A 16,621-nucleotide genomic window follows, 5' to 3' on the forward strand; every position below is an offset into this window, starting at 1 on the left:
GTCAGGCGTCAGGCGGGATTGCCGACGTAGAAGACCGCCAGCCACATCGCGATGTAGTGCAGGATCGCCGCGATCGCGGTGAAGGCATGGAAGAACTCGTGGTAGCCGAACGTCTTCGGCCACGGGTCCGGCCAGCGCAGCCCGTAGAGCAGGCCGCCGATGCTGTAGAACGCGCCGCCGACGGCGAGCAGCACCATCGCGGCCACCCCGGCGACGTGAATGATCGTCGGCGCGTACCAGACCGCCACCCAACCCAGCAACAGATACAGCGGCACGCCCACCCAGCGCGGCGCCGAGGGCCAGCACACTTTCAGCGCGACGCCCGCCAGGGCGCCGCCCCACACGATCCACAACACCACCCGCCCGTCCGCGGGCGGCATGGCCAGCATCGCGAACGGTGTGTAGCTGCCCGCGATGAACAGGAAGATCATCGAATGGTCGAGCCGCTTCATCAGCGTGCGGCTCTTGGCGGATTTCCAATTGACGCGGTGATAGGTGGCGCTGACGCCGAACATCGCCACCGTGGCGAGGGCGTAGGCGAACGTCGTCAGGCCGGCGCGGGTGGATGCCACCGCCCAGGACACCGACACCAGGGTCGCGCCGCAGACAATCGCCAACCACGCGGAGTAGAAGTGGATCCAGCCGCGCATGCGCGGCTTGGACATGGCCTCGGCGGCACCCTCGACGAGCTGTTCGACGGGATTACCTGGCGCGATGGCTTCTGTCTCGTGCGGCGCGTCGGTCTGGCTACTCATGACTCCCTCGGGACTGCATTGCGTCGTGTTGCCGTTCGCTCCTTTGCGCCAACAGTAGCCGTGAATCGCCACAGCACGCTGCCGGACGTGCGGTGACGACGCGGAAATGCACGCCGGAATTTGGCGCCGGTCACAGTAGTGTGGAGCTTCGTGGAGATCATCCCGCCGCGGCTCAAGGAGCCGTTGTACCGCGTCTACGAGCTGCGGCTGAGGCAGGGTTTGGCGGCCTCCAAATCCGAACTTCCCCGCCACATCGCGGTGCTGTGCGATGGAAACCGCCGGTGGGCGCGCAACGCGGGCTACGACGACGTCAGCTACGGCTACAGAATGGGCGCCGTCAAGATCGCCGAGATGCTGCGCTGGTGCCAAGAAGCCGGCATCGAAATGACCACCGTGTATCTGCTCTCCACCGAGAACCTGCAGCGCGATCCCGACGAGCTGGCCGGGCTCATCGAGATCATCACCGATGTGGTGGAGGCGATCTGCGCGCCGGCCAACCGCTGGAGCGTGCGCACCGTCGGGGACCTCGCGCTGATCGGTGAGGAGCCGGCCCGCCGCCTGCGCGACGCGGTGGAATCCACCCCGGCCGAGGCGCCCTTCCACGTCAACGTCGCCGTCGGCTACGGCGGCCGCCGCGAGATCGTCGACGCGGTGCGCGCGCTGTTGAGCAAGGAACTCGCTAATGGCGCCACGGCCGAGGAGCTCATCGACACGGTGACGGTCGACGGCATCTCCGAAAACCTTTACACCTCAGGGCAACCCGACCCCGACCTGGTGATCCGGACGTCGGGGGAGCAGCGGCTGTCGGGATTCTTGCTGTGGCAAAGCGCCTACTCGGAGATGTGGTTCACCGAGGCGCACTGGCCCGCGTTCCGCCGCGTCGATTTCCTGCGCGCGCTGCGCGACTACAGCCAACGGCATCGCCGCTACGGCAAGTAGCCCGTGCCGATCGCAAGCGCGGCGAAGCCGGGCGCGGCGGGTCGGCACGCATCGGGCCGTGCCGATCGCAAGCGCGGCGAAGCCGGGCGCGGCGGGTCGGCACGCATCGGGCCGTGCCGATCGCAAGCGCGGCGAAGCGAGTCGGTACGTTTCGGACCGCGTGACAGACTAGGTGCATGGCTGCGCTGTCGGCTGTCGTGTTCACGCTGAGCGGATGGCTGGGGTTGTACCTTCTCGCCCGCGATCCGCGGAAGCCGGTGCTGGCACTCGCGGCGGCGGGATTGTGCGGCTTCGCTTTGGTGGTGGCGCTGGACGCGGTGCGCTCCGTCGACGCCCCGCATCTCGCGCTGCTCGGGCGGCTCGAGATCTATTTGGTGGCGGTCCCCAGCGTGGCGTGGTTCGCGGTGCTCATCGAGCTGTCGCGGCCGGGCGATCACTGGCGGGTGCGCACCGGTGAGCTGCTGCTGATCGGGGGTGTCGCCGCGCTCACTTTGTTCGGGGCGATGATGGCCGGCACCGTCGAGGGCCCGCTGCGGCCGGGTCACGTGCTGATGATGGCCGTGATCTCGGTATCGACTCTGGGGGCGATGCTCGCCGCGCTGCGCCGGCGCGCCCAGCCGACGCCGGTCGCCGGCGTGGTGGTCATGGCGACCCTGTTCTTCGCGCTGGCCAACGCCATCCTGATCATTCCGCTCGGTCTGGTCCCCAGCCGGCTTGCCCTGGCCTCCACGGGCTTCGACGTCCTGGCGCTCGGCGTGGCGGTGGCGCTGTGGGACGCCTTCGACGAGGGCCAGGCGTTGCGCGCCGACATGCTGCGCTCGTTCGTGGGCTCGTCGGCGGTGGCCGTGCTGTTCGGCGGGCAGGCGCTGATCGGGCTCGCGGTGACCCGGCACGAGCCCACCACGCAGACGGTGCTGACCGTGCTGATGTTCAGCACCCTGGCGATCGCGATCACGGTGCAGGTGCTGGCCGATCCGCTGGCCGGGGTGCTGGACCGGCTGGCGTTCTCCAGGTCGCCCTCGCTGCGCGCCGACCGCGCCGCGCTGCGCCACACCGGGGCGGCGCTGCCGCTGCGCTCGGCCGATCCGCTGGTCGACGTCGACGACGACACCTTCGCCCGGCTCACCCGCCGGGCGCTGGGCCACTACGCCGACCTGACCAAGCTGGTCGCCAGCCCGCTGACGGCGCTGCCCGTGATCGACGAGCGGCTGGCCGCGCGGGGCGCGCCCGATCAGCCGCTGGAGCGAGCCAACGAGCTCAAGGCCGTCCTCGCCGACGGGATCGCCCGGCTCAAACCCCGCAACGCGGGCGATTTCGGCACCACCGAAGAGTGGCGTTACTACAACGCGCTGTACTTCCCCTACGTCGTCGGGGTGCGCGCGTACGCGCAAAACGCCACCGCCGCCGGATTGGACCCCACCGCCCGGCAGGCGTGGCAGTGGCTGGTCACCGAGGTCCCGCAGCGCTCCCTGCACAACTGGCAAAACGCCGCCGCCCGACTCATCGCCGCCGATCTGCGCGAGCGCGTCAGCTTGGCGCGACGGGGGTAACGCCGCAGGTTACGCTCCGGAAAGGTATTCCGACGCAAGGGGCAGCGATGGCTTCAACCAAGATTCCGCCGGCAAAGGCCGTCCGGGTCGTCGAACTGGCCAGGCATTTTCTGAGCCGGCTCCACGCCCGGACCTTTCCCGGCGCCGGCCGCGCTGATGGAAATGGTCATGAACGCCTGGGTTGCGCAGGCGATTACGGCCGCCGCCGACCTCGGCATTGCCGATGCACTGGCGAACGGGCCGCTGTCGGCAGAGGACCTTGCGACGGCGGTTGACGCGGACCGCGAGGCTCTGATCCGACTGATGCGGGCCCTGATCTCGCGCGGGATCTTCCGCCAGCGCCGCGACGGCCGCTACGACCTCACCCCACTGTCGCAACCTCTTCGCCGCGACGCCGAGGTATCCCTGGCGGCGTGGGCCCGATGGATGGGTTCGCCGGAGAATCGTGAGCATTGGAGTCACCTGAGCGAAAGTCTCCGTCGCGGCGAGTGCGTCGCCTGCGAAACGCGGGGCGGATCCCTGTTCGAGTACCTGGCCGGTCAGCCCGAATTGCAGGAAATCTTCAACCAGGCCATGACCGGCATCTCGGAAATCTCGATCGCACCGCTCGTCGCCGCGTACGACTTCAGTCCCTACGCCACCATCGTCGACGTCGGGGGCGGCCGTGGCCGGCTGCTTGCCGCGATGCTGAACGCCGCGCCGCAGGCGCGCGGCATCCTCTTCGACCAACCTCATGTCGTCATCGACGCCCCGGCCGAACTGCGCAAACACCGGGTCTTGGACCGGGTTCGGATCGCCGAGGGGTCCTTCTTCGATGACGACATACCGGCCGACGGCGATGCGTACGTTCTCAAGAACGTCATTCACGACTGGCCCGACGAGCAGGCCGTGCACATCCTGTCCAACGTGCGGGCGTCGGCAGGCGCGGGCAAACATCTGCTGCTCGTCGAGCTCGTGATTCCGGCACACAACCGCGAGTTCGCGGGCAAGTGGCTGGACCTGGAAATGTTCGTCAGTGCCGCCTCGCGTGAGCGCACCGCGGACGAATACGGTCGGCTGCTCGAGCGCGCCGGGTTTGAGCTGAGTCGGGTGGTGGAAACGGTTTCACCGTTCAGCGTCGTGGAGGCGATCGCGGTCTAGTCTCCCGCCGACGGATCGCGCCACCGACCCCACCGTTTGAGACACGTGTGGAATTAATTGTCCCGGGCGGGAATAGCCGGTGGAAATCCCTGGTCATTCTCCTCGTGGCAGCAGTTGGCAGCGCCACGCGTCGATATGGCAGTGCTCTGGCGGCACGCTCAAACCAGTTCGACCCCCCGCCATCGCAAGGAGTGATCACATGACCGCAGTTTCCGGTCTCCCCACCCGACCCCTATACGACTCGACCGACTCGCTGCTGCGTTTCGCCATGCGTGCCGATGCCACGCTGACGGGGCTGTGCGGCTTGGGCGTCGCCTTCTTCGCCGACCAGATCTCGTCGCTGACGGGGCTGACGTCCGGCCAGGAGTACGCGGTGGGCGCGTTCTTCGTGCTTGCGGGCCTCGCCGTGTTCACCCTCGCGGCGGCGCCGAACTTGCGGCGCGTCGGGATCGGCATCGTCGCGGCCAACATCGTCTTCACGCTGGCCGCAATCCTGGCCGCCGAGGCCTTGCCAATGACGGCCACCGGGGTGGCCGCGACGCTGGCCACGGGCGTCTACACCGCGGCGTTCGCCGGTTTGCAGTACCTGGGTGTGCGCCGCCTGGCGACGTAGCTACAGCTTGCGCAGCCGCAGCCGGTTGATGGAGTGGTCGGCGTCCTTGCGCAACACCAGGGTGGCGCGCGGACGGGTCGGCAGGATGTTCTCGACCAGGTTGGGCCGGTTGATCGAGCGCCAGATCTCCCGCGCGGCGGCGACGGCCTTGGTGTCGTTGAGGGCCGAGTAGTGGTGGAAGTGCGATTCCGGGTCGGCGAACGCCGTGCCGCGCAGCGACAGGAACCGGGACACATACCACTGCTCGATGTCCTCGATCCGGGCGTCCACATATAGCGAGAAGTCGAACAGGTCCGACACCATCAGCGTCGGGCCGGTCTGCAGGACGTTGAGGCCCTCCAGGATCAGGATGTCGGGATGGCGGACGACGTGCTTGGCGCCGGGGATGATGTCGTACTTCAGGTGCGAGTACACCGGCGCGCAGACGTAATCCGCGCCGGATTTGACCGACGTCACGAACCGCATCAGCGCCCGGCGGTTGTAGCTTTCCGGAAAACCCTTGCGGTGCATCAAGTTTCGCCGATCCAGCTCCGCGTTCGGATAGAGGAAGCCGTCGGTGGTCACCAGGTCCACCCGGGGGTGGGGATCCCAGCGGGCCAGCAGCGCCTGCAGCACGCGGGCGGTGGTCGATTTGCCGACGGCGACGCTGCCGGCCACGCCGATGACGAACGGCACCGGCCGGTCCGGGTTTTGTTGCGGTTCGCCGAGGAACTCCGCGGTGGCGGCGAACAGCCGCTGGCGGGCGGCGACCTGAAGGTGGATCAGCCGGGCCAGCGGCAGGTAAACCTCTTCGACCTCCAGCAGGTCGATCTGCTCACCGAGGCCGCGCAGGCCGACGAGTTCCTCTTCGGTGAGGGCCAGCGGCGTCGACATACGAAGCGCACGCCATTGCTTCCGGTCGAACTCCACATACGGGCTCGGCTCGCTAAGCCGCGGCATGGTGCCAAGTGTTGCAGGGGCGGACGCGCGCCCGACGGCTGGGCTGGCTAAAGCCACCCTGGATAGACTGGCGCCCGTGACTGCCGCACCCGACGCCCGTACTGCCTCCACAGTGATGTCGGCCCCGCTCGCCGAGGTCGACCCCGACATCGCCGAGTTGCTCGACAAGGAACTGCACCGGCAACGCGACACCCTGGAAATGATCGCCTCGGAGAACTTCGTGCCCCGCTCGGTGCTCCAGGCCCAGGGCAGCGTCCTGACCAACAAGTACGCCGAGGGATTGCCGGGCCGGCGCTATTACGGCGGCTGCGAGCACGTCGACGTCGTGGAGAACATCGCCCGGGACCGGGCCAAGGCGTTGTTCGGCGCGGAGTTCGCCAACGTCCAGCCGCACTCGGGTGCCCAGGCCAACGCCGCGGTGCTGCACGCCCTGATGTCTCCCGGCGAGCACCTGCTCGGCCTGGACCTGGCCAACGGCGGCCACCTCACCCACGGCATGAAGCTGAACTTCTCCGGCAGGCTCTACGACGCCGGCTTCTACGGCGTGGACCCCAAGACCCACCTGGTCGACATGGACGCGGTGCGGGCGAGGGCGCTCGAGTTCCGCCCCAAGGTGATCATCGCCGGCTGGTCGGCCTACCCCCGCATCCTCGACTTCGCCGCGTTCCGGTCGATCGCCGACGAGGTCGACGCCAAGTTGTGGGTGGACATGGCGCACTTCGCCGGGCTGGTCGCGGTGGGCCTGCACCCGTCGCCGGTGCCGCATGCCGACGTGGTCTCCACCACCGTGCACAAGACGCTCGGCGGCGCCCGTTCCGGCATGATCCTGGGTAAGCAGGAGTACGCCAAGGCCATCAACTCGGCGGTGTTCCCCGGCCAGCAGGGCGGCCCGCTGATGCACGTCATCGCGGGGAAGGCGGTCGCGCTCAAGATCGCCACCACCCCGGCGTTCGCCGACCGCCAGCAGCGCACGCTGTCCGGCGCGCGCATCGTGGCCGACCGGCTGCTGGCGGCCGACGTCGCCAAGGCCGGTGTCTCCGTGGTCAGTGGCGGCACCGACGTGCACCTGGTGCTGGTCGACCTGCGCGACTCGCCGCTGGACGGCAAGGCCGCCGAGGACCTGCTGCACGAGGTCGGCATCACCGTCAACCGCAACGCCGTCCCCAACGACCCGCGGCCGCCGATGGTGACGTCGGGCCTGCGGGTGGGCACCCCGGCGCTGGCCACCCGCGGCTTCGGGGACTCCGAATTCGCCGAGGTCGCCGACATCATCGCCACCGCTTTGGCGGCCGGCGCCTCCGCGGACGTGTCGGCGCTGCGGGACCGGGTGACGCGGCTGGCCAGGGATTTCCCGCTCTACGAGGGACTCGAGAGCTGGACGCTGGTCGACCGCTGACCCGATTAGGGACGAAAGTCACCAATCGGCTACAACACGCGCCAACAATTTCACAGCACCTGTACCTACGAGTTACAGTAACCGCATGGCACAGAAACCTGTTCCTAACGCGCTGACCCTCGAGCTCGAGCCCGTGGTCGAGCGGCTCATGGACAACCACCTCAACACCGAGGACCTCTGGTTCGCCCACGACTACGTTCCGTTCGAGCAGGGCGAGAACTTCGCGTTCCTGGGCGGACGCGACTGGGACCCGTCCCAGGCGACCCTGCCCCGGACCATCACGGACGCCTGCGAGATCCTGCTGCTGCTCAAGGACAACCTCGCCGGCCATCACCGCGAGCTCGTCGAGCACTTCATCCTCGAGGATTGGTGGGGCCGCTGGCTGGGCCGGTGGACCGCCGAGGAGCACCTGCACGCGATCGCGCTGCGGGAGTACCTGGTGGTGACCCGCGAGGTCGACCCCACCGCCAACGAAGAGGCCCGCGTCCAGTACGTGATGAAGGGCTACCGCGCCGACACCTACACCCAGGTCGAGACCCTCGTCTACATGGCCTTCACCGAGCGCACCCACGCCGTGTTCTGCCGCAACCTGGCCGCCAAGATCGAGGAGCCCATCCTGGCCGGCCTCATCGACCGGATCCGCAGGGACGAGGAGCGCCACGAGCACATGTTCGCCAGCCTCGTCGCGCACTGCCTCGAGTACACCCGTGACGAGACGATCGCGGCCATCGCCGCGCGGGCGGCACAGCTGCAGGCCGTGGGCGCCGACATCGACTCCTACCAAGACAAGGTGCGAAACGTCGCCGACGCGGGCATCTTCACCCCCGAGGATCTGCGCCAGGCGATCTCCGACCGCATCGCCGACTGGGGTGTGGCCGACGAACCGGCGCTCAAGCAATTCAGCGCCGGTTAAGTTCCAATAGGTCTGATCTTCACCCAAACCGGCCGCGGCCGCCGCGGCCGGTTTTTGGTGCCGCCGTGTCGGTCTCGGCGCGCCTGCCCGGCGGCCGAGCGGCCACAAGAGTAGCGTCGTTCTCGATGGCCAGCGACATGCTTTGCTGCCAGGGCGGCACCTCCCGTCACGACAAGGGCAGGACCGGCCCCGGTCCTGGTGCTGCGGCTCCCGCCGACATGCCTGTGCGGGTCCGCGCGGGCTTTCCCGCTCGAGGAGCGCTTCGTGACCGATCTCCGGACCTATGTGCTCGACACCTCCGTGCTGCTGTCCGACCCGTGGGCGTGCAGCCGGTTCGCCGAACACGAAGTGGTGGTGCCGCTGGTGGTGATCAGCGAACTGGAGGCCAAACGCCACCACCACGAACTGGGCTGGTTCGCCCGTCAGGCGTTGCGCCTGTTCGATGATCTTCGGCTCGAGCACGGAAGACTGGATCAGCCGATTCCCGTTGGGACACAAGGCGGCTCGCTTCATGTTGAACTGAACCACACCGACCCGTCGGTGCTGCCCGCGGGCTTTCGCACCGACAGCAACGACTCCCGGATCCTGAGCTGCGCCGCCAACCTCGCCGCCGAGGGCAAACGAGTTACGTTGGTCAGCAAGGATATTCCGCTTCGGGTGAAGGCCGCGGCGGTGGGTCTGAGCGCCGACGAATACCACGCGCAGGATGTCGTGGCCTCCGGGTGGTCGGGGATGCACGAGATCGAGACGGCCACCGAGGACATCGACGCGCTGTTCGCCGACGGCGAGATCGACCTCGCCGAGGCCCGGGATCTGCCCTGCCACACCGGAATTCGGCTGCTGGGCGGCAGTTCGCACGCGCTGGGCCGGGTCACCGCGGCCAAACGCGTGCAGCTGGTCCGCGGCGACCGCGAGGTGTTCGGGCTGCGTGGCCGCTCCGCCGAACAGCGCGTGGCGCTCGACCTGCTGCTTGACGAGTCGGTGGGGATCGTGTCGCTGGGCGGCAAGGCCGGCACCGGCAAGTCGGCGCTGGCGCTGTGCGCGGGCCTCGAGGCGGTCCTCGAACGGCGCACCCACCGCAAGGTGGTGGTGTTCCGTCCGCTGTATGCCGTCGGCGGCCAGGAGCTGGGCTACCTGCCCGGCAGCGAGAGCGAAAAGATGGGCCCGTGGGCGCAGGCCGTCTTCGACACCCTCGAGGGGCTGGCCAGCCCGGCGGTGCTCGAGGAAGTGCTGTCCCGCGGCATGCTCGAGGTGCTGCCGCTGACCCACATCCGGGGCCGCTCGCTGCACGACTCGTTCGTCATCGTCGACGAGGCGCAGTCGCTGGAACGCAACGTGCTTTTGACCGTGCTGTCCCGGTTGGGGACGGGCTCCCGGGTGGTGCTGACCCACGACATCGCCCAGCGCGACAACCTGCGCGTCGGGCGCCACGACGGCGTCGCGGCGGTGATCGAGAAGCTCAAGGGGCACCCGCTGTTCGCCCACATCACCCTGCTGCGCAGCGAGCGGTCGCCGATCGCCGCGCTGGTCACCGAGATGCTCGAGGAGATCGCCGGGCCGCACTGAGTGTGCGTCCAGGGCTTTGGGTGTGCACGCCGGGCGCGAAATTCGCCCGAATCGCGCCCCACACGCACACTCAAAGCCCCCAGTGCACACTCGACGCCAAGGTGGCACGGCCGCCCCCAGGTAAACTTCCTGGGTGCCGAAACGACCCGACAGCCAGGCCTGGCGATACTGGCGGACCGTTCTCGGCGCCGTCGCGGCCGCCGCGGTACTGCTGATCGGCGGCCTGACCGGCCACGTGACGCGCGCCGACAACCTCAGCTGCTCGGTGGTCAAGTGCATCGCGCTCACGTTCGACGACGGGCCGGGGCCCTACACCGACCGGCTGCTGCAGGTCCTCAAGGACGCCGACGCCAAGGCCACCTTCTTCCTGATCGGCAACAAGGTGGCCGCCAACCCGGCCGGCGCCAAGCGCATCGCCGACGCGGGGATGGAGATCGGCAACCACACCTGGGAACACCCCAACATGACCACACTCCCGCCCGAGGACATCGCCGGCCAGTTCTCCCGGAGCAACGACGCGATCACGGCCGCGACCGGCCGGGCCCCGTCGCTGTGGCGTCCCGCCGGCGGGCTGTCCGACGACTTGGTGCGCCAGACCGCGGGAAAGTACGGCCTGGCCGAAATCCTCTGGGACGTCATCCCTTTCGACTGGGCCAACGACTCCAACACGGCCGCGACGCGCTATATGCTGATGACGTACATCAAGCCCGGGTCGGTGGTGCTGTTCCATGACACCTACTCGAGCACCGTCGACCTGGTGTACCAGTTCATCCCGGTGCTCAAGGCCAACGGCTACCGCCTGGTGACGGTCACCGAACTGCTCGGGCCGCGGGCACCCGGCAGCACCTACGGCGGCCGGGAAAACGGCCCGCCCGCCAACCAACTTCACGACATTCCGGCCAGCGAGATCCCCGCCTTGCCCAACACGTCCTCGCCCAAGCCGATGCCCAACTTCCCGATCACCGACATCCCGGGCCAGAACTCGGGCGGCCCAAATAACGGCGCTTAGGTGATCAAGCCGGGCCGGCTTCGGGCTCCAGCGGCGGGGCGGCGAAAGTCCGCGCGCAGGTTGACGATCGACTATGCCACCGACCTGGCGCTGGCCTACATCCTGGCCTTTGTCGACGCGGCCGCGATCTTGATTCCGCTGCGGGGGCACACGTCCGTCGCGGCCGACACGGACTTCGCGCAGAAAAACACGGTGTTGATGTTGGTGCTCGTCACCGTGGGCGTCGCGGGCGTCGCGGCGGCCGGGGCGGTGAACCTGGCCCCCACGCTGCGCTGGTACGTCGCCGGGGAGGAACCGACCCCCGAACAGCGGGAAGCCACGATGAAGATGCCGGGCCGCCAGTCGGCGATCCTGGTGCTCGCCTGGGGGGCCGCCGGGGCGGTCTTCGCGCTGCTGAATCTGGCCGGCGGAGCGCAGATCCTGCTGCCCATTCTGCTGGGCGTGCTGCTGGGCGCGCCGGCCGCCGCCGGGACGGGGATGCTGCTCGCCCAACGCACCCTGCGCCCGATCATGGGCGCCGCCACGCTGGGGGGAGAGCCACGGCTGGCGGTGCCGGGCGTGTTCGCGCGGCTGGTGCTGCTGTGGTTCCTGTGCAGCGCGCTGCCGATCGGGGTGATCGCGACCCTGGTCGTGCTGCGCTCCTACGGCTGGCTGATCGAGAAGTCCGCCGCACTCGACGTGCCGATCCTGGTGGTGTCGCTGGCGGCGCTGGTCCTCGGGCTGCCGACGATGATCCTGACCTCGCGATCCATTGCCGATCCCCTCGGAGAGGTCGTCGACGCGATGGCGGAGGTCGAACACGGCCGCATCGGAACCCACGTGGGCGCCTACGAGCGCTCCCAAATCGGGCGCCTGCAAACGGGTTTCAACCGGATGGTCACGGGGCTCGCCGAACGAGACCGGCTGCGTGACCTGTTCGGGCGCCACGTCGGAACCGACGTCGCGCAGCGCGCCATCCAGGAGGGCGCCTCCCTGTCGGGGGACGTGGTCGACGCCGCCGTTCTCTTCATCGACCTGGTGGGTTCGACGCAGCTCGCGGAAAGCCGTCCGCCGCAAGAGGTTGCCGAGGTGCTCAACGACTTCTTCCGGATCGTCGTCGACGCCGTCGACGAACATCAGGGGCTGATCAACAAATTCGCCGGCGACGCCGCACTGGCGGTCTTCGGGGCGCCCCTGCGATCGGCCGAACCGGCGTCGGCGGCGCTGGCGACGGCGCGCGCGCTGGGCACCCAGCTGCGCCGGTTACCGGTGGTCGACTTCGGGATCGGCGTGTCGGCGGGGCGCGTCTTCGCCGGTAACGTCGGTGCCGAAAACCGGTATGAATACACGGTAATCGGTGACGCGGTCAACGAGGCCGCGCGGTTGGCCGACCTCGCCAAGACCTCCGACCGGCGGATCCTGTGTTCGGCGGCGGCCATCGACGGGGCCGATGATGCCGAGCGAGCGCACTGGGCCGAGTGCTATTCCACCGTGCTGCGTGGGCGCTCCGAAGCCACCCACGTCTCCGCGCCGGCTATTTCTTTACCTTCAGAGCCGCGACAGCCCCGTTGATGATGCCGGCGGAACCGGTGTCGCCGATGGGCGTCGCGCCCAAAAAGATGGTGACCGGCTTGGTGTCGACCGCGATGATGACCAGCGAATCGCCCTTCACGTTGCGTGCCGGATCGGCGATCGTGACGTCGGCGTCCACTCGTGCGGCCTTGACCCCGTCGACCGTGATCGACGACGTCTTCGTCGGCCCCAGCGTGGGCGTCGCGTTGGCGTAGCCGGGCCCGTTGGCCACGCAGTTCATCAACTTGGATGCCTGCGCGGCGACGTCCATGCTGGGCACGAAGTTGGTGATGCCGACCTCCGCCTGCATCATCCACTGGCTGGCGCCGGGCACCTCGGCCCCGACTCCCACGGCACCGATGAGGTTGGGGGTCTGGTCGTCGGAAAAACCCATCCAGCCGGGTGTCGCGCTGATCGGGAACGACAGCTTGCCCGCGCTGACCGTGTCGCCGACGGGCTTGTCACCGCCGGACACGTTGGGCGTGCAGCCCGTCGCCGTCTGCTGGGAATTGTTCGGCTGCGACGACGGGGCGCTGGTCGACGAGGGGGCCGTCGACGGCGCGGCCTTGTTCGGCTTGTTTCCGCTGTTGAGCCCGACCACCAAGAGCACCACCAGCGCGATGACGGCCAGCACCGCGAGACCGGCGACGATCAGCCACGGCGCCTTGGAGCGCGGGCCGCCCGGCGGCGGCCCCGGCGGGTACGGGCCGCCCGGCCAGCCGGGTGGCGGCCCCTGCTGACCGGGTGGGGGGAACTGCTGGGGCGGATACGGCCCCGCCGCATACGGATTCGCGGCGTCCGGGGGGTTGCCGTACGGGCCGCCGGGCGGCGGGTACGGGTAGCCGCCTTGCGGCGGGGCGCCCGGCGGCGGGGCGCCCGGCGGCGGGCCACTCGGGGGGTAGCCGCCGCCTTGCGGCGGCGGTCCGCCCCAATAGGGGCCCTGCCCATAGGGATTGGTCCCGTAGGGATCCTGGCCGTAGGGGCCGCCGGGGGGAGCCGTCATCGCTGAACCACCCTCATCTAGTCCTCCGCCTTCACCTTGGCCATCGCCAACACATCGAGGCGGCGGTCCAGCTCCTCGATCGACAGCTTGTCGCCGATCAGCCCGCGGTCGATGACGGTCTGGCGAATCGTCTTGCGCTCCTTGAGCGCTTGCTTGGCCACCGCGGCGGCCTCCTCGTAGCCGATCGCCGAATTCAGCGGCGTCACGATCGACGGCGACGATTCGGCCAGCTCGCGCAGGTGCTCGACGTTCGCCTTCAGCCCGGTGATGCAGCGCTCCGCGAACAGCCTTGAGACGTTGGTCAGCAACTTGAAGGACTCGAGGATGTTGCGGGCCATCATCGGGATGTAGACGTTGAGCTCGAACGCGCCGCTGGCGCCGCCCCAGGCGATCGCGGCGTCGTTGCCGATCACCTGCGCCGCGACCTGCGTGACCGCCTCCGGCAGAACGGGATTCACCTTGCCCGGCATGATCGAGCTGCCCGGCTGCAGGTCGGGCAGCTGAATCTCGGCCAGGCCGGTCAGCGGCCCCGACCCCATCCAGCGGATGTCGTTGGCGATCTTGGTCAGGGACACCGCGATGGTGCGCAGCGCGCCCGAGGCTTCGACCAGCCCGTCGCGGGCGGCTTGGGCCTCGAAAGAGTTTGCCGCCGGGCGCAATTCACCCAAACCGGTGGAGGCGACCAGCGTCTCGACCACCTTGGCCCCGAACCCGTCGGGAGCGTTGAGCCCGGTGCCCACCGCGGTGCCGCCGATGGCCAGCTCGCCGAGCCGCGGCAGCGTCGCGCGGACGCGCTCGATCCCGGCCTCGATCTGGCGGGCGTACCCGCTGAACTCCTGGCCCAGGGTCACCGGAACCGCGTCCATCAGGTGGGTGCGACCCGATTTGACGACCGTGTGCCACTCGCGGGCCTTGCTCGCCAGCGCCTCGTGCAGCACCTCGAGCGCCGGGATGAGGTGGCGCACCGCGGCCTCGGTCGCCGCGATGTGCGTGGCCGTCGGGAAGGTGTCGTTGGACGACTGGGACATGTTGACGTCGTCGTTGGGGTGCACCGTCACGCCGTTGGCCGCCGCAATGGACGCGATCACCTCGTTGGTGTTCATGTTCGAGCTTGTCCCCGAACCGGTTTGGAACACATCGATGGGGAACTGGTCGTCGTGTTGGCCGTCGGCGATCTCGGCCGCCGCGGCGATGATCGCGTCCGCCTTCTCCGGCGCCAGCAGGCCCAGGTCCTTGTTCACCTGTGCGCAGGCGCCCTTGAGCAGGCCCAGCGCGCGGATCTGCGCGCGCTCCAGGCCCCGGCCCGAGATCGGGAAGTTCTCGACCGCGCGCTGGGTTTGGGCGCGCCACAACGCTTTCGCGGGCACCCGGACCTCGCCCATGGTGTCGTGCTCGATGCGGTATTCGGTATCGGTGGCGCTATCGGCCATTGGTTGCAGTCCTTGTCTTTAAGGCATGGTTCCGGGTCTAGGGCAGGGGATAGGCGGCAGAGCTGTCGCCGGTGAAGTCGATCGCGGAGTACTCGTTGAGCTTGGACAGCCGGTGGTAGGCCTCGATCATGCGCACGGTTCCGGACTTCGACCGCATCACGATCGACTGGGTGGTGCAGCCGCCGGGGTAGTACTGGACGCCCTTGAGCAGGTCGCCGTTGGTGACACCGGTGGCGCAGAAGAACACGTTCTCGCCGGACACCAGGTCCTCGGTGGTCAGCACCCGGTCGACGTCGTGGCCGGCGTCGATCGCCTTCTGGCGCTCCTCGTCATCCTTGGGGGCCAGCTGCGCCTGGATGGCGCCGCCCATGCACCGGATGGCCGCCGCGGCGATGATGCCCTCCGGGGTGCCGCCGATCCCGGCCAGCATGTCGGTGCCCGACAGGTAGCGGCAGGCCGAGATGGCGCCGGCGACGTCGCCGTCGGTGATCAGCCGGATGCGCGCCCCGGTCGCGCGGACGTCCTCGATCAGCTGCGCGTGCCGCGGCCGGTCCAGGATGCACACCGTCATGTCGCGCACCGACAGCGCCTTCACCTTCGCGACGGCCTTGATGTTCTCGGCGATCGGCGCGGTGATGTCGAGCACGTCGGCGGCCTCGGGTCCGACGGCGATCTTGTTCATGTAGAACACCGCCGACGGGTCGAACATCGCGCCCCGGTCGGCGACCGCGAGCACGGAAATGGCGTTGGGCATGCCCTTGCTCATCAGCGTGGTGCCGTCGATCGGGTCGACCGCGAAGTCGCACTCCGGGCCGTCGCCGTTGCCGACCTCCTCGCCGTTGTAGAGCATCGGCGCGTGGTCCTTTTCGCCCTCGCCGATGACCACCACGCCGCGCATCGACACCGTGTTGACCAGTTCGCGCATCGCGTCGACGGCCGCGCCGTCGCCGCCCTCCTTGTCGCCGCGGCCCACCCAGCGGCCCGCAGCCATGGCGCCGGCCTCGGTGACGCGAACCAGTTCCAGGGCCAGGTTGCGGTCCGGCGCTTCGCCGCGCGACCGTGGCTGCGATGCTGTCATGGTTGGAGATTGTCCCAGAAGGGGATCGGTCTGCGGGAACTGGGATACTCGGGGGATGACCGAGCAGCCGCAGCCGAACGCCGAGGTAGGCGAGCCGGCACCGGCACCCCGGCCGGCCAAGCCCAGGCTGCTGCAGGACGGTCGCGACATGTTGTGGTCGCTCGTGCCGCTGGTGATCGGGTGCATCGTGCTGGCCGGCCTGGTGGGAATGTGTTCGTTCCAGCCGGTCGGGACCAACAAAGGGGTGATCCCGGCCTACGACGCGGCCGGGGCCCTGCGGGCCGATGCCCAGACGCTGGGATTCCCCATCCGGCTGCCCCGGTTACCCGGCGATTGGCACGCCAACTCCGGGGGCCGCGGCGGTATCGAGGGCGGCCGCAAAGACCCCTCGACCGGTCAGCGGCTCAACGCGGCCACCTCGACCGTGGGCTATATCAGCCCGACGGGTATGTATCTGAGCCTGACCCAGAGCAACGCCGAGGAGGACAGGCTCGTCGGCTCGATCCGCGCGTCGGCCTATCCGACCGGGACGGCCGACGTCGACGGCACCACCTGGGTCGTCTACCGGGGTGCCGGCCAGAACGACGCCGACGCCGAGCCGGTGTGGACCACCCGGCTCACCGCTCCGGCCGGGGCCACCCAGATCGCGATCACCGGCGCCGGTAGCGCCGATCAGTTCCGTACGCTGGCGGCGGCGACGCAATCGCAGCCGCCCCTACCTGCACGTTGAAGGGAAGGC

15 protein-coding genes are annotated in these 16,621 nt (G+C 69.0%); 10 read left to right on the forward strand and 5 right to left on the reverse strand.

The features are described from left to right. Positions 1-8 precede the first annotated feature (8 nt). Positions 9-755: a PAQR family membrane homeostasis protein TrhA gene (trhA, locus tag MTAB308_RS23005; RefSeq protein ID WP_077102463.1), complete on the reverse strand. Its 747-nt coding sequence runs from the start codon at positions 753-755 to the stop codon at positions 9-11. A 150-nt stretch (positions 756-905) separates the two neighbouring features. Between trhA and MTAB308_RS23010 the strand changes: the two genes are divergently transcribed. The 4 genes from MTAB308_RS23010 to MTAB308_RS23025 all read left to right on the forward strand — a co-directional run bounded on the left by MTAB308_RS23010 (position 906) and on the right by MTAB308_RS23025 (position 4,997). Beyond that, entirely contained in the window at positions 906-1,694 is a 789-nt protein-coding gene (locus MTAB308_RS23010) for a (2Z,6E)-farnesyl diphosphate synthase (protein ID WP_077104688.1), read from the forward strand. A 176-nt stretch (positions 1,695-1,870) separates the two neighbouring features. After that, complete coding sequence (locus MTAB308_RS23015; RefSeq protein WP_077102464.1) at positions 1,871-3,244, forward strand: hypothetical protein; 1,374 nt, start codon at positions 1,871-1,873, stop codon at positions 3,242-3,244. 168 nt (positions 3,245-3,412) lie between these two features. Next, positions 3,413-4,384, forward strand: a complete 972-nt coding sequence (locus MTAB308_RS23020; protein WP_245831476.1) for an acetylserotonin O-methyltransferase — start codon at positions 3,413-3,415, stop codon at positions 4,382-4,384. Positions 4,385-4,583: 199 nt separating this feature from the next. Next, positions 4,584-4,997, forward strand: coding sequence for a hypothetical protein (locus MTAB308_RS23025; protein WP_077102466.1), 414 nt, complete (start codon positions 4,584-4,586; stop codon positions 4,995-4,997). Here the strand turns inward: MTAB308_RS23025 and coaA are convergent, their stop codons facing one another. Continuing rightward, the gene (gene coaA, locus MTAB308_RS23030) at positions 4,998-5,936 is read right to left on the reverse strand and encodes a type I pantothenate kinase (protein ID WP_077102467.1); all 939 of its coding nucleotides are present in this window, start codon (positions 5,934-5,936) and stop codon (positions 4,998-5,000) included. A gap of 115 nt (positions 5,937-6,051) precedes the next feature. Between coaA and glyA the strand changes: the two genes are divergently transcribed. The 5 genes from glyA (at position 6,052) to MTAB308_RS23055 (ending at position 12,371) form a co-directional block, all read left to right on the forward strand. After that, positions 6,052-7,332: a serine hydroxymethyltransferase gene (gene glyA / locus MTAB308_RS23035; protein ID WP_077102468.1), complete on the forward strand. Its 1,281-nt coding sequence runs from the start codon at positions 6,052-6,054 to the stop codon at positions 7,330-7,332. Between the two features lie 85 nt (positions 7,333-7,417). Beyond that, positions 7,418-8,245 carry an acyl-ACP desaturase gene (locus MTAB308_RS23040; RefSeq protein ID WP_077102469.1) on the forward strand — a complete coding sequence of 276 codons (828 nt, stop codon included), beginning with the start codon at positions 7,418-7,420 and terminating at the stop codon, positions 8,243-8,245. A gap of 264 nt (positions 8,246-8,509) precedes the next feature. Further along, positions 8,510-9,811 carry an RNA 5'-3' helicase PhoH2 gene (gene phoH2, locus MTAB308_RS23045; protein ID WP_077104690.1) on the forward strand — a complete coding sequence of 434 codons (1,302 nt, stop codon included), beginning with the start codon at positions 8,510-8,512 and terminating at the stop codon, positions 9,809-9,811. 133 nt (positions 9,812-9,944) lie between these two features. Further along, entirely contained in the window at positions 9,945-10,820 is an 876-nt protein-coding gene (locus MTAB308_RS23050) for a polysaccharide deacetylase family protein (protein WP_077102470.1), read from the forward strand. Positions 10,821-10,904: 84 nt separating this feature from the next. After that, positions 10,905-12,371, forward strand: a complete 1,467-nt coding sequence (locus tag MTAB308_RS23055; protein WP_077104692.1) for an adenylate/guanylate cyclase domain-containing protein — start codon at positions 10,905-10,907, stop codon at positions 12,369-12,371. Here the strand turns inward: MTAB308_RS23055 and MTAB308_RS23060 are convergent. Genes MTAB308_RS23060 through glpX form a run of 3 tightly spaced genes read right to left on the reverse strand, consistent with a single transcriptional unit; the run spans position 12,334 to position 15,882 of the window. Continuing rightward, complete coding sequence (locus MTAB308_RS23060; protein ID WP_077102472.1) at positions 12,334-13,374, reverse strand: hypothetical protein; 1,041 nt, start codon at positions 13,372-13,374, stop codon at positions 12,334-12,336. The two genes, MTAB308_RS23055 and MTAB308_RS23060, sit on opposite strands and share 38 nt — an antisense overlap. 17 nt (positions 13,375-13,391) lie before the next feature. Further along, positions 13,392-14,804, reverse strand: a complete 1,413-nt coding sequence (locus tag MTAB308_RS23065; RefSeq protein WP_077102474.1) for a class II fumarate hydratase — start codon at positions 14,802-14,804, stop codon at positions 13,392-13,394. A 37-nt stretch (positions 14,805-14,841) separates the two neighbouring features. Next, the gene (glpX, locus tag MTAB308_RS23070; RefSeq protein ID WP_108637385.1) at positions 14,842-15,882 is read right to left on the reverse strand and encodes a class II fructose-bisphosphatase; all 1,041 of its coding nucleotides are present in this window, start codon (positions 15,880-15,882) and stop codon (positions 14,842-14,844) included. A gap of 55 nt (positions 15,883-15,937) precedes the next feature. On the opposite strand from glpX, the gene MTAB308_RS23075 reads away from it, so the two are divergent. Beyond that, positions 15,938-16,612, forward strand: a complete 675-nt coding sequence (locus tag MTAB308_RS23075) for a DUF4245 domain-containing protein (RefSeq protein ID WP_077102476.1) — start codon at positions 15,938-15,940, stop codon at positions 16,610-16,612. Positions 16,613-16,621 lie beyond the last annotated feature (9 nt).

It is taken from the genome of Mycobacterium terramassiliense (assembly GCF_900157385.1).
GTDB lineage: Bacteria > Actinomycetota > Actinomycetes > Mycobacteriales > Mycobacteriaceae > Mycobacterium > Mycobacterium terramassiliense.

Bases quoted from the DNA above. Each gene is read 5' to 3' on its own strand.
- MTAB308_RS23015 (WP_077102464.1), top strand. From the start codon at position 1,871: ATGGCTGCGCTGTCGGCTGTCGTGTTCACGCTGAGCGGATGGCTGGGG.
- glyA (WP_077102468.1), top strand. From the start codon at position 6,052: ATGTCGGCCCCGCTCGCCGAGGTCGACCCCGACATCGCCGAGTTGCTC.
- MTAB308_RS23020 (WP_245831476.1), top strand. From the start codon at position 3,413: ATGAACGCCTGGGTTGCGCAGGCGATTACGGCCGCCGCCGACCTCGGC.
- glpX (WP_108637385.1), bottom strand. From the start codon at position 15,882: ATGACAGCATCGCAGCCACGGTCGCGCGGCGAAGCGCCGGACCGCAAC.
- MTAB308_RS23060 (WP_077102472.1), bottom strand. From the start codon at position 13,374: ATGACGGCTCCCCCCGGCGGCCCCTACGGCCAGGATCCCTACGGGACC.
- MTAB308_RS23075 (WP_077102476.1), top strand. From the start codon at position 15,938: ATGACCGAGCAGCCGCAGCCGAACGCCGAGGTAGGCGAGCCGGCACCG.
- MTAB308_RS23040 (WP_077102469.1), top strand. From the start codon at position 7,418: ATGGCACAGAAACCTGTTCCTAACGCGCTGACCCTCGAGCTCGAGCCC.
- coaA (WP_077102467.1), bottom strand. From the start codon at position 5,936: ATGCCGCGGCTTAGCGAGCCGAGCCCGTATGTGGAGTTCGACCGGAAG.
- MTAB308_RS23065 (WP_077102474.1), bottom strand. From the start codon at position 14,804: ATGGCCGATAGCGCCACCGATACCGAATACCGCATCGAGCACGACACC.
- trhA (WP_077102463.1), bottom strand. From the start codon at position 755: ATGAGTAGCCAGACCGACGCGCCGCACGAGACAGAAGCCATCGCGCCA.
- MTAB308_RS23025 (WP_077102466.1), top strand. From the start codon at position 4,584: ATGACCGCAGTTTCCGGTCTCCCCACCCGACCCCTATACGACTCGACC.